The sequence below is a fragment of the Bradyrhizobium sp. KZN70725 genome, from assembly GCF_055264925.1.
Map to the genome: position 1 here is coordinate 195,532 of NZ_JBUYWT010000010.1, position 12,682 is coordinate 208,213.

The window sequence follows — 12,682 nt, forward strand, 5'->3', positions numbered from 1 at the left end:
TGCGTTGAACGGTTGATCGAGCCCGCCATGATCAGATCTTGTCTTGAAGCCAAGGCGCAAATTCTCCCCCGCCAACAACTGTGCGAGGACATGCCATGAATACCGGCAAGTCATCTTCCAATGCTCCTTCTGGCGATCTTTGGCCGGCTCTGTCCTGCCAGGCCTTCGAGCAGACGCGACATCTTCTCCACATGGTGTTGCAGGCGGTTGGCAAGCTCAAGCTGGCCGGACCTTTCCAGGCGCAATGGGCTGGGGTTCCACTGTGGCTCGGCGCGAGAGGCCCGACCACAGGTCCGATCCCTTGCGCTGGCGGCGTCTACGAGGTGCGCGCCGACTTCGTCTCGCACGAGTTGCAGTGGTTCACGAGTTCGGGCGGATCGGGACAACTGCCGCTGGGCCCGACGTCGGTCGCAGTGCTGGTCGACACATTCCTCGACCGGCTACGTCATGCGGGAATAGATGCTGCCATCACGCTCATGCCGCAGGAAGTGTCCAACGCGATCCCGTTCGACGAGGATAGGCAACAACGCTCATACGAACGCGACATGGTCAACGCCTGGTGGCGCATTCTTCTCAATACGCAACGCGTCATGCAGGTCTTTCAGGGAAGGTTCACGGGCAAGACGCAACCCATCGGTCTGATGTGGGGGACGTTCGACATTCGTCTGCCATTCTATAACGGCAAACCTGCTTCACCGGCGCCGAACGCCGGTTTTGTCCGGCGCAATGCAATGAATGCGGAGTTGATGGAGATGGGGTGGTGGCCGGGTGATCCCTCGTGTCCCAGACCCGCATTCTACTCCTTCACCTATCCGCAGCCACAAGGTATCGAGAGTGCGAAGATCGGGCCAAGCGCTGCGCGATTGGATGCCGGCCTGGGCGAGTTTCTCCTCGATTACGACGACCTGCGCCTGTCCGGCGATCCTGACGGCGATCTGCTTGCCTTCCTGGAATCGACCTACAACGCCGGTGCGACCGCGGCGGGCTGGGATTCCGCCCTGCTGGGCAGCGATCGTCCGGAGTAGATCTCCGATGGATGCATGCACGACGGCAGATGCATTGTCCATGGATGTGCACAGGCTTCCTTACGAGATGTTTCGGTGCACGTCGCAAACGATCAGGGCGGAGTCCGGGCGAGCCAGTACGACGAGCGTGAGTCCCGCTTGCTCTGCGCGTTCGACCGCAAGGCTCGTAGGCGCTGAAATGGTGACGAGCATCGGACAGCCCGCGCGAACGGCCTTCTCAACAAGTTCATAGCTGCATCTGGCAGAGAGCAGCAGAAAACCACCGGACGCCGGGATGTCGGACAGCGCCAGCGCGCCGATCAGTTTGTCGAGCGCATTATGTCGACCGACGTCCTCCCGAACACACAGGATTGATCCGTCGGGGCGGCAGAATGCCGCCGCATGTGTTCCGCCGGTGGATCGGCCGAGCGTCTGATGGTGTTGCAGGGCGTTTAGCGCGTCAGCGATGGCTTCCCGGCTCGTGGTGATGAGCCCACGTATCGGCGGCAACGGGCGCAGCACCTGCTGGATATTTTCCAATCCGCACAGCCCGCAGCTGCTCTCCGAAACGCGCCTGCGAGCGCGCTCCAGTGCGATTGCCGTGCCTTCTGCAGGCAAGGTGAGCCGGATGATCCAGCCGCCTTCCGTCTCGTGGACGATGATGTCGCTGAGGTCCCGGACATGCTTGACAAGGCCCTCGGCCAACGCGAATCCCGCCGCGTAGTCGCGAAGGTCGGACGGCGTTGCCATCATCACGGCATAGCCTATCCCACAGACCTCGATTGCGACGGGCGTTTCAACGGGAACAGCACGAACGAGATCGCCGTCATTGCGATCGTTGAACGCAAGGCGTCGTGCCGAAATGCTCAGGGTTTGGTTGGTCATGTCATTGCTCGCGCTAGCCGACGATCTGGACCGTTCGGGTGAACGTTATCGGACGTCCCGTCGCAACATCCGTGCCACCCGGCTGACTGAACGACGTCAGCAGCTTACGACGCGGCTTCGGTGGATCGACGAACAACCCGTCCAGCGATAATCGACAATCTTTCCATAGCGTCGGTTGCAGCAGGACAGACCGAGGCCCGTCACGCGTGCCTAAGCCAATAGACACTTTGTCCGAGTCGCTCCGGACAAAATGTCCGACGTGTCGTGATCTCGCGGCGTAAGTCGTTGAAATCACGCGAGCTGTGATGTGGCACATCTGTTGCTCAACGGTATTGGCGCAGGGACGCAATCCGCACATTGTCGATCAATTAAAAAGTAGAGGAGCGCGACGTGGCAAAGGTGATCGGAATCGACCTCGGAACGACCAATTCTTGCGTCGCGGTCATGGACGGCAAGAACACGCGCATCATCGAGAACGCGGAGGGGGCGCGCACCACACCTTCCGTCGTGGCGTTCACGTCCGATGGCGAACGTCTGGTCGGGCAGCCGGCCCGGCGGCAGGCGGTGACCAACCCGACCAACACCATTTTTGCCGTGAAGCGCCTGATCGGCCGCCGCTACGATGATCCGACGGTCGAGAAAGACAAGACGCTCGTACCCTACAAGATCATCAAAGCGTCCAATGGCGACGCCTGGGTCGAGGCTGAGGGCAAGCCGTATTCGCCCTCCCAGATATCGGCTTTTATCCTGCAGAAGATGAAGGAAACAGCCGAGGCCAATCTCGGTGAGAAGATCACGCAGGCCGTCATCACTGTTCCCGCCTATTTCAACGATGCGCAGCGCCAGGCTACCAAGGACGCCGGCAAGATCGCTGGTCTCGAGGTTCTGCGCATTATCAACGAACCCACCGCGGCGGCACTTGCCTACGGTCTCGACAAGAAGAAGCAGGCCAAGATCGCCGTCTACGATCTCGGCGGCGGCACCTTCGATATCTCCGTTCTCGATATCGGCGATGGAGTGTTTGAGGTGAAGGCGACCAACGGCGACACTTTCCTGGGTGGCGAAGACTTCGACATGCGGCTGGTCAACTACCTCGCCGACGAGTTCCAGAAGCAACAAGGCATTGATCTGCGCAACGACAAGCTCGCCCTTCAGCGCCTCAAGGAAGCGGCCGAAAAGGCGAAGATCGAGCTTTCCACCGTCACCCAGACGGAGGTCAACCTGCCGTTCATCACGGCGAACGCCTCCGGCCCAAAGCATCTTCAGGTCAAGATCACGCGCGCCAAATTCGAGTCCCTGGTCGAGGACCTCGTTCAGCGGACGATCGAGCCGTGCCTCAACGCCCTGAAGGACGCCGGGCTCACGGCCACGGACATTGACGAAGTCGTGCTCGTCGGCGGCCAGACCCGTATGCCGAAGATCCAGGAGGTCGTGCAGAAGATCTTCGGCAAGGAGCCGCACAAGGGCGTCAATCCCGACGAGGTCGTCGCCGTCGGCGCGGCAATCCAGGCCGGCGTCCTGCAGGGCGACGTCAAGGACGTGCTGCTGCTCGACGTGACGCCGCTTTCACTCGGCCTCGAGACGCTGGGGGGCGTGTTCACCCGGCTGATCGAGCGGAATACGACGGTTCCGGCGAAGAAGAGCCAGGTCTTCTCCACCGCCGAGGACAAGCAGAGCGCGGTGACGATCCGCGTCTTCCAGGGCGAGCGCGAGATGGCCTCCGACAACAAGTTTCTCGGCCAGTTCGATCTCGTCGGCATTGCTCCGGCGCCGCGCGGCGTGCCGCAGATCGAGGTGACGTTCGACATCGATGCCAACGGCATCGTCAACGTTTCGGCCAAGGACAAGGGCACCGGCAAGGAACAGAACATTCAGATTCAGGCATCCGGCGGCCTGTCCGAGAGCGACATCGAAAAGATGGTCAAGGATGCCGAGGCCCATGCCGCGGAGGACAAGAAGAGAAAGGAAGCAGTCGAGGCGAAGAACGCCGCCGAGGCGCTGCTGCATGCAACGGAGAAAACGGTTGCCGAGCATGGCTCAAAACTCGCGGCATCAGATCGCAGCGCAGTCGAGAGTGCCATGTCCGATTTGCGCGAAGCGTTGAAGGGCGACGATGCCACGAAGATCAACACGAAAGTGAATGCCTTGCAGCAGCACTCGATGAAGCTTGCGGAAGCCATGCAGAGTTCCTCGCACGCGGCTCCTGGTTCTGCACCGAGTTCAGGCGGCGACAATGTCGTCGACGCCGAATTTACGGAAATCGACGACGACAAGAAGAATTCGAAATAGCACGCCCCCTGCAAGCGCGGGCGCGAGCTCGCGGCTACTAGTCGTGCTTTGCGCCGCCGTCGGGACGAAACTCCGGTTCTCAAGTGCTGGAATGCAATCCCGATTGCTTCCTTACTCCAACATCACCAGAAGTTTGAAGGCATCCCGCCTTCATTTTGTAGGAGCTTTCTTATGCGACGACGTTCGACGGTCCTCACTGCCTTTGCCGGAGCAATGCTGACCGCCCTGGTATCACCCGTGCAAGCCCAGCAGCCCGCCCAAAAGGTGCAGGTCGGCGTACTTGAATGCAAGGGTGGGCCGAGCATCGGCTTTATCGTCGGCGCGGTAACCAATCTGGCGTGCGTCTTGCGGATCAACGGGCTCCCCGAGGACTACTATATCGCCACGATTCAGAAGGTTGGTCTCGATATCGGCATTACCGAGAGCACGGCGCTTGCCTGGTCGGTGTTCGCGCCCGTTGCCCAGCCTGGCCGCGGCGATATCGCCGGGACTTATGTCGGCGTCGACGCGATGGCTGCGGCAATCGTCGGTGTGGGCGGCAATGTGCTGCTGGGCGGTTCGAACAACAGCATCGCGCTGCAACCCCTGAGCGTGCAGGCGGAAACCGGCCTGATCGTCGCAGCAGGATTGGAGAGCATGACGCTGCAGCCGGGTCGCTAGGGGTACCGAAATTGACACCGTTCGCCGCTGCGAACGGTGTCGTGCATCACGCGAATAGCAACGCTTTCTCGCGAAGGTTCTCATATGTTGAAGCGACTGTTGACGACGACATCTCCCGTAGTTCTCGCCGTATTGCTACTTGGAAGCGCATGCGTAATGCCGGCGGCCGCGTTGTCCCAGGAAGCAGCTTGCTCTCAAGTCACGGCGGTGGAAACGCCGCCGCCGCCGTTGCCTCGATACGAACAGCCCCCTGTGCCTGCGCCGGGCTATCTCTGGTCTCCGGGATATTGGTCGTGGGATGAGGATGCCGGTGACTACTATTGGGTGCCGGGAACCTGGGTGCAACCACCGCGACCGGGCCTGTTATGGACCCCGGGCTACTGGGGGTGGCTTGCGGGAGCCTACATTTTCCACCCGGGCTATTGGGGTGAGCGCGTCGGCTTTTATGGCGGCGTCAACTATGGCTTCGGCTATTCGGGCATTGGCTACGAAGGTGGCCGCTGGGATCGTGGCCAATTCTTCTACAACAGCACGGTCAACAACGTGCGGAGTGTGACGATTAGAAACGTCTATCAGAAAACCGTCGTCGTCAATGAGACGGTGAACAACGTCAGCTACAATGGCGGACGAGGCGGCGTCGAGGCTCGTCCGACCGCTGCGGACAGAGCCGTCGCCAAGGAACAACATTTCGCACCCACGCCGTTGCAACGCAAACACGTCGAGGTCGCGAGCCACGACACCCGTCTGTTTAACAGAGCAAACGCTGGCGCACCGCCCGTGATGGCTACGCCACGCCCATCGATCCTGAACGGGCGAGACATTGTTCGACCACACGCGCCCGCCGAGGTCATGCCGTCGAATACGGAAAAACATCGACCCGAAGAGCTGAAGGGCGCGCGTCCCCGGGACCCCTCGCGGCAACGGCTCGAAGACGCTCGACGTCCAGCGGAGGGGCCCGCGCCGGCACGCAAGTCGCCAGCGGATGAAGCCGGAAAAGCCGCACCTCACGAACTTGAGCGTGAACGAACGCCGCGGCCCGAGGCGGCCCCAGGACCTCTTCCTCCGGAAGAACGAAAGCGTGAGGACATCCGCGTGCCGGAAGCACGGCCAGAGTCCACACCGAGGCCGGAGCCTCGCCCCGAACCCATGGCTCGTCCGGCGGCGCGGCCGGAAATCGAAGCCAGACCTGCCGCACCCGCTGCGAGAACAGAACCGCAGAGGGAGGAAATGGGAGCTCCTCTGCGCCGCGGGTCCCCGGAGCAGCAGCGTTCCGGTGAAAGACCCGAGGAGCGGCGGCCCGAGCAACGCTAGGCGTGACGCGGACGATTCTTGTCAGGCAAGCGCGGTGCCTAGAACATCGTTAAGAAAGGCGTGCAGAGGTTGGAAGGCGATGACAACGAGTCTCGGAGGCAATGGACAACTCGACGACGGCAAGCCGCGTCTAACGGAAGACGACATCGTGCGGGCGCAGCTGGGTCCGCGCGGTGTTCCTGGAGCACCGGATCCCGCACGAATGACGCCTCAGCAACTGAAGAATTACCCCAAATACGTGGATCCCGGTCATGTTGAATAATCGGGACCCGGCTCGCGGCCGTTCCCCGCTACGGGAAAGGCCGATCTCTGCCATCTTCAAGTCGGGAGCGGCAATTGGCTAAGAACCCGTACGATGTGTTGGGAGTGTCCTCCTCAGCTTCGGCTGCCGAGATACAAAAGGCCTATCGCAAGCTTGCGAAGAAGCTGCATCCTGACCTCAACCCCGGCGACAAGGCTGCGGAGGAAAAGTTCAAAGAGGCGGCCGGCGCCTATGACCTGCTTAGCGATGCCGACAAGCGCAAGCGCTTCGATAATGGTGAGATCGACGCGACGGGATCTGAGCGGCCGCAGCATCACTTCTATCGCGACTACGCCGATGCTGGAGACCCGCATGCTTACACGAGCGGGGCCGGCTTTGCCGACTTCATGAATTCGGACGATGCGCTTGCCGAGCTGCTAAGGCGCGGGCAGCGCGCACGCGCAAACCGGCGCGGTGAAGATCTCCATTATCGCCTGCCTATCGAGTTCGTCGAATCGATCAGCGGTGCAACCAAGCGAATCACACTGCCGGATGGCGGGACGCTGGAAGTGAAAATTCCCCCGGGCCTGGTAGATGGGCAGGTTTTGCGCCTGAAGGGCAAGGGAGCTCCCGGTGCCGGCAAAGGCGGACCAGGCGATGCCCTCATCGAAGTCGAGGTCATGCCGGATCGGCGCTTTATGCGGGACGGCGACAACATTCTGCTCGAAGTGCCGATTTCGTTGACCGAGGCGGTTCTGGGCGGTCAAATCCGGGTGCCGACACCGACCGGTGATGTTACGATGGCGGTGCCGAAGGGATCGAACACAGGCACGACACTGCGCCTCAGAGGAAAGGGCGCCCCGCGCCGAGGGGGAAGTGCCGGAGACGAATTGGTGAAGCTGACGATCGTCCTGCCGAAATCGCCGGATCCGGAATTGGAAGCGTTCGTCGAGAACTGGGCCAAGGGGAGAGAGTTCGATCCGCGCGAAGGCACCTTGTGATGACCCTCAACAAACAGGAATTTCTGATCTCGTCGGGACTGCGGGTGCAGACACTCGAGTTCTGGCTGGAGCAACGATGGCTGATTCCAACCGAGGCGGCTTCAGGCGCGCAATTCTCTGACGCGGACGTCGCCCGCGCGCACCTGATCCGCGATCTCAAGAGCGATCTAGGTGTCAACGATGAGGGGATCCACGTCATCCTCCATCTCATCGATCAGCTGCATGGTGTTCGACAGGCTTTCGCGCTGATGCGTACCGCACTTGACGACGATTCACGAACGGTTTGACAGAACGGGTGACCACGGTCGATCGGGGGACAGGCATTAGGGAGCAGCCATTCGATGGAACGCACGCTCGGCAACGGACCGATTGTTGGCTTGGTGCTTGAGGCCCTGGTCCGGCACGCTCCTCGTGAAGAACGTCTTGTCGTCCGATGACGTGTGGGCCTTGCTCCTTGAGGCGGCGACGCGCCTTGACGTTGACGGGGACCCGCAAACGCCGCAGGCAGCGAAGATCCTGGTCGATGAGGATCTGGCGCCCGTCTTCCTTGGTGACGACAAGAAAGCGTCGATCGATCCGCACTTCGGGAAGTCCTCGTTCATCTCGACACCGACCGAAGAAAAGTAACCCGCGCGCGAGCGTTAACGCGAGCGCGCCGTCGCCTTGGAGAACAACCACAGAGATGGGTGGGGAACACTATGCCAACGTCAGGGCGTTTTCTCTATCGGCGAATTGACGGTCGCGGACAACGGCTTCAGCGCTGGCTTGGGCATCCTGCGATGTTCGCGATCCAGCCGAGGAGCGGAATGGCTTATGGCCTGGCGTGGCCTGTGGTAGGCATACTGCTTTGCCTTCGCTTTTTTCATGGCGCTGGAGAAGGCCATCGCCCTGCGTTGAGATGGTGGTCGTCAAGAGCGGTGTCGGGAGAGATATGAATGTCTGAGGAAACCCCGCGTGACGTTGCCGAACCGGTGGTCGACCCGGAATTTGGACCTTGGCTTGCGCAAGCCTCGATTCTTGTCGTTGACGACGAACCCGGCATACGCAATTTCCTCGTCAAGCTCCTGCGACCTCGCTGCAGGCTGATCGAGGAGTCCGCGGACGCCAGGGATGCGTCGCGGAAACTCGATGGGCAGCATTTCGACGTCGTCATCCTTGACAATGTCATGCCTGGAAAGAGTGGCCTAGACTGGCTTGCCGAGCAGCGAGCGATCGGGTTCTTCACCGATGTCATCCTTATGACCGCCTATGCTGATCTTGATACAGCAATTGGCGCACTGCGCATCGGCGTCATCGATTTTGTGATAAAGCCATTTCGATCCAATCAATTGCTGAATGCGGTTGCGCGTTGCCTTGACCGGGCGAGACTGCAGCGGGAGAATTTCGTACTGCGCCATGAGCTGAAGTCGTCCTCGCAGCAGCTGTATCTGCGAAACAAGCTCCTCGGAGCATCCGCAGCAATTCAAAAGGCACGGGAGACTATCGCCCGGGTGGCGCCGTTGCCGACGCCGGTTCTGTTTACTGGCGAGTCCGGAACAGGCAAGGAGGTTGCCGCTCGATCGCTCCATTCGCTGTCCAACCGAGCGGACAAGCTGTTCGTGCCGGTCAACTGCGGCGCAATCCCTTCAGAAATGATCGAAAGCGAACTCTTCGGCCATGTGAGGGGGGCATTCACCGGCGCAGGGAAGACCCGAGAGGGTCTTTTTATGTTCGCGCAAGGCGGCACTCTTTTCCTGGACGAGATTGGCGAGCTCCCCTACCATCTGCAAAGCAAGCTGTTGCGTGTGCTTGAGGATCGTCGGGTGCGTCCCGTCGGCTCGGAGCGAGAGGTGCCGATCGACGCCCGGTATGTCTTCGCGACCAACGCCGATCTGCAGAAGCGGGTTGCAGCCGGCACCTTTCGCGCGGATCTCTATTTTCGCATCAACGTCATGCAGATCGATCTTCCGTCCCTTCGGGAGCGCGATCAGGATGTGCTCGAGCTCGCCGATATCTTCATGCGTGAGATTTCCGATCAGCTTGGTATGCCGCGCGTTCCAATCGACGTCGGAATGCGTACCTTCCTTTTGCAGTACGATTGGCCAGGCAACATACGGGAGCTGCGCAATCTGATTGAGCGGACGGTGATCCTCGGTGAATTCCGGGAGGACTATCTCAAGTCACGAGCCGAAAGATCGACCAGTGATGTCACACTCGCCGATGTGGAGCGGCGACACATCCTTTTTGTGCTTCGCGAGTCGAGAGGCGACCGTGAGGAAGCGGCACGCCGTCTCGGCATCTCGCGCAAAACGATTGATCGCAAATGCGCAAGTTGGCAACTCTGATAACGAGTTTTTCTCCCAGGGCCTCCGTGCGGTATCGCCTGCTGGCGATGGCGCTCTTGCCGATGCTCGTCATTCTTCCGTTGCTTCTTGCGATCAGCATTTATCGCTGGAACGTGAGGTTCGACGCGGTATTGACGTCCAAGGTCCATGACGACCTGACGATCGCCAGGCAATTTCTCGGACGAATTTTCGAGAACACGGAGGACTATCTGGTATCGTCGGTGAATTCCGCGCTCTTTCAGTCGATTGTGCAAACCCCGGGCTATGAGCGTGGAGCCCTGAGCGATTATCTCAAGGACATCGCGCAGGCTCGCGGCTTCGATTTTCTCTACATTATCGCTGACGATGGCGCGGTGATCGCGAGTGAATATCAGATGGCGGCCGCGCCACGATGGAATTGGCCCGTCATCAGCTCGGCGCTTGAGGGACGGGCACGAACCGCGATTGATGTGTTTCAATCCATGGAGCTCGCGGCGATCTCCGCCGATCTTGCGAAGCGCGCTCAGATCGACATCGTCGCGACACCCGGAAGCGCGCCGACCACGCGGACGCAGGAGAGCCGGGGGCTGGTACTGCAATCGGCGACGCCGGTTTCGCTGCCGAACGGACGAAAGGCCGCGTTGGTCGGTGGAATGCTGCTCAATCAGAACCTCGCCTTTGTCGACACGATCAATGATCTGATCTACTTCGGGGCGGGTTTGCCGGAAGGCAGTCGCGGGACCGTGACGCTGTTCCTCGATGATGTGCGTGTCAGTACCAATGTGAGGATGTTCGAGGGGCAGCGTGCAATTGGCACGCGCGTCTCTGCGGAAGTTCGAGATGCGGTTCTCGATCGTGGCCAGACTTGGCTTGATGGCGCATTCGTCGTCAACGACTGGTACATCTCTGCCTATGAGCCGATCCGTGACAGCTATAATCGTCGCGTCGGAATGCTCTACGCCGGCTATCTTCGGCAACCGTTCACCGCAGCGAAGCGCGGTACGGTTCTGGAAATCGCGCTGGCATTTGTCGTCGCGGTTGCACTGACTGTTCCGCTGTTCTTGACGTGGGCGGCAAGTATCTTCCGGCCTCTTGAGCGGATGACGACAACGATTTCGAAAGTGGAAAGCGGCGAACTAGGCGCACGAACGGGACCCGTCGATGGGCGCGACGAGATCGAGCAGGTTGCGGTTCATCTGGATCGACTGCTCGATCAGATCCACGAGCGCGACGCCCAGCTGCGGCAATGGAACCAGGAGCTCAACCAGCGCGTCGAGGAGCGCACAAACAAGCTCCTGCACGCGAACCAGCAGCTCGAAGCAACAACCAGGCAGTTGATCATGTCCGAAAAGCTCGCTGCAATTGGCGAAATCACCGCTGGTGTAGCCCATGAGATCAACAATCCCATCGCGGTGATGCAGGGCAACCTGGAGATCATCAGGGATATGATGGGCGCCAGGGCCGACGAAGCAAAAACGGAGTTTCGGCTCATCGACGAGCAGATGCATCGCGTCAGTGAAATTGTGACGAGGCTTCTGCAATTCGCCAAGCCACAGGAGTATGCCGGCTTTACCGATCAATATGATCCAGCCGTCGTCGTCACCGACACGTTGCCACTCGTTCAGCATCTGCTGAACAAGACAACGATCAGCGTCGAAACGGAATATCACGCCTCACGCCTGGTCTCAATGAATCGCACTGAATTGCAGCAGGTGCTGGTCAATCTCCTCGTCAACGCAATTCACGCGACGTCCGGAGGCGGGCGTTTGACGATTCGAACCTTTGATCGGGATGAGGGCAGGCGCCGTGGCGTCATGATCGATGTGACGGACACCGGCGGCGGTATGACGCCGGACGTGATGCAGCGGATCTTCGATCCATTCTTCACCACCAAGAGGCGGGAGGGAACCGGCTTGGGGCTGTCCATCAGCCAGATGCTTGTAACCCGCCAGGGTGGTAAGATTTCCGTTGAGAGCGAACCCGGCAAGGGTACGACATTTACGGTCTGGCTGCCTGCGGAGGACTGATGGCGACCGAAGAGCCGGTGACATTTCGTCCCGCTGCAAAGACAAATTGTCCATCGGCCCCTGGCCGCGGTCATCAAGCGATTGATATCGCGTGAAGCCTCGCTTGGCATGGCTGTTGCTGGAATCGCCAAGGGCGGCAGGAGCTTCAACCGCGTGCAACAATGAGTCTGAGGTCAAGGAGACGCAGCAATGCCACGTCATCATGGGAAGATGCCCCCTGTTCCGCCGGCCAACCGTAGCCCGAAGGGCACCGGCGGTGACCCCGAAGTCAAGAAAGATACGTCGTCGAAGAAGCGCGAAGACAACTACGCGGAACAGGGTGATACAGCAAACATCCGCGAGAACACCACCAACGAGGGCTACTTCCAGGGACGCCGCATCAAATGATGCCAGGCAGGCCGATGTTTTCCGGCCGTTGGTGACACCTCCCAGCCTGGTGTGAAGAGCGAGGAGCTCCAGAAATGACCGTTGTGTCCAACCAGCAGCTATCGAAAGATATGCAGGCCAAGGCGCATCTGCTCATCAATCAGGTCGGTCTCATGCCGCAGGCACAGGATCGGCCGTTGGAAGCGGACGACCTGCTCTTTTATATCAGTGAGACGACGATGCCGATGGCGGCCTTTTTGCAAAACCACGGGCTGTTCATGGACGATCAGGGGCTGCATTTCGACTTTTCGCAATTCGATGCCATCCGCGAGGTCGCCGTCAAAGTCGTTGCTGAGCATGACGCTGGAAAGCTGGACGGCGTGTGGAAGCAATTCGATCTCTCTACCGACGATGACGCCGACTACAATGGCGAGTACATCCTGCTTGCCCTTGCCGCCCTCGCGATTATGTATGGTCAGGGGAACTAGTGGCTCGTCACAGTGATTTTGACGGTTTGATACCGAGCCAGCTTAGGATCGGCAAGTTCTCTGGCGGCACGAGGATTTCGATGCTTCTGGGGATATCGGCTCGACGG

13 protein-coding genes are annotated in these 12,682 nt (G+C 60.0%); 12 read left to right on the forward strand and 1 reads right to left on the reverse strand.

Annotated elements, in window-relative coordinates; all coding sequences use genetic code 11:
• The first annotated feature begins 95 nt into the window (after positions 1-95).
• On the forward strand, positions 96-1,025 hold the full coding sequence (locus ACZBJS_RS12790; protein WP_463438770.1) for a DUF5996 family protein: 930 nt from the start codon (positions 96-98) through the stop codon (positions 1,023-1,025).
• 60 nt (positions 1,026-1,085) lie between these two features.
• On the opposite strand, the gene fdhD is transcribed toward ACZBJS_RS12790, so the two are convergent.
• Positions 1,086-1,889, reverse strand: a complete 804-nt coding sequence (gene fdhD / locus ACZBJS_RS12795; RefSeq protein ID WP_463438771.1) for a formate dehydrogenase accessory sulfurtransferase FdhD — start codon at positions 1,887-1,889, stop codon at positions 1,086-1,088.
• A gap of 390 nt (positions 1,890-2,279) precedes the next feature.
• Here fdhD and dnaK point away from each other — a divergent pair, with 390 nt between their 5' ends.
• From dnaK to ACZBJS_RS12850, 11 genes are all read left to right on the forward strand, one after another.
• On the forward strand, positions 2,280-4,178 hold the full coding sequence (gene dnaK, locus ACZBJS_RS12800) for a molecular chaperone DnaK (RefSeq protein ID WP_463438772.1): 1,899 nt from the start codon (positions 2,280-2,282) through the stop codon (positions 4,176-4,178).
• A 171-nt stretch (positions 4,179-4,349) separates the two neighbouring features.
• Positions 4,350-4,838, forward strand: a complete 489-nt coding sequence (locus ACZBJS_RS12805) for a DUF992 domain-containing protein (RefSeq protein ID WP_168857361.1) — start codon at positions 4,350-4,352, stop codon at positions 4,836-4,838.
• 171 nt (positions 4,839-5,009) lie between these two features.
• Entirely contained in the window at positions 5,010-6,149 is a 1,140-nt protein-coding gene (locus ACZBJS_RS12810; RefSeq protein ID WP_463438773.1) for a YXWGXW repeat-containing protein, read from the forward strand.
• Positions 6,150-6,228: 79 nt separating this feature from the next.
• Positions 6,229-6,411: a hypothetical protein gene (locus tag ACZBJS_RS12815; RefSeq protein ID WP_076825127.1), complete on the forward strand. Its 183-nt coding sequence runs from the start codon at positions 6,229-6,231 to the stop codon at positions 6,409-6,411.
• 74 nt (positions 6,412-6,485) lie between these two features.
• Complete coding sequence (locus ACZBJS_RS12820; RefSeq protein WP_463438774.1) at positions 6,486-7,391, forward strand: DnaJ C-terminal domain-containing protein; 906 nt, start codon at positions 6,486-6,488, stop codon at positions 7,389-7,391.
• Positions 7,391-7,678, forward strand: coding sequence for a chaperone modulator CbpM (locus ACZBJS_RS12825; protein WP_076825123.1), 288 nt, complete (start codon positions 7,391-7,393; stop codon positions 7,676-7,678). Before ACZBJS_RS12820 ends, ACZBJS_RS12825 begins: the two co-directional genes overlap by 1 nt.
• Before the next feature lie 136 nt (positions 7,679-7,814).
• Positions 7,815-8,018 carry a hypothetical protein gene (locus ACZBJS_RS12830; RefSeq protein ID WP_199805208.1) on the forward strand — a complete coding sequence of 68 codons (204 nt, stop codon included), beginning with the start codon at positions 7,815-7,817 and terminating at the stop codon, positions 8,016-8,018.
• Positions 8,019-8,326: 308 nt separating this feature from the next.
• Positions 8,327-9,715, forward strand: coding sequence for a sigma-54-dependent transcriptional regulator (locus ACZBJS_RS12835; RefSeq protein WP_076825120.1), 1,389 nt, complete (start codon positions 8,327-8,329; stop codon positions 9,713-9,715).
• Positions 9,694-11,721: a sensor histidine kinase gene (locus ACZBJS_RS12840; RefSeq protein ID WP_463438775.1), complete on the forward strand. Its 2,028-nt coding sequence runs from the start codon at positions 9,694-9,696 to the stop codon at positions 11,719-11,721. Before ACZBJS_RS12835 ends, ACZBJS_RS12840 begins: the two co-directional genes overlap by 22 nt.
• A 189-nt stretch (positions 11,722-11,910) precedes the next feature.
• Positions 11,911-12,108 (forward strand): hypothetical protein, encoded by a 198-nt coding sequence (locus tag ACZBJS_RS12845; protein ID WP_057016351.1) that lies wholly within the window; start codon positions 11,911-11,913, stop codon positions 12,106-12,108.
• 74 nt (positions 12,109-12,182) lie between these two features.
• Entirely contained in the window at positions 12,183-12,575 is a 393-nt protein-coding gene (locus ACZBJS_RS12850) for a hypothetical protein (RefSeq protein WP_141340224.1), read from the forward strand.
• The last annotated feature ends 107 nt before the right edge of the window (positions 12,576-12,682 follow it).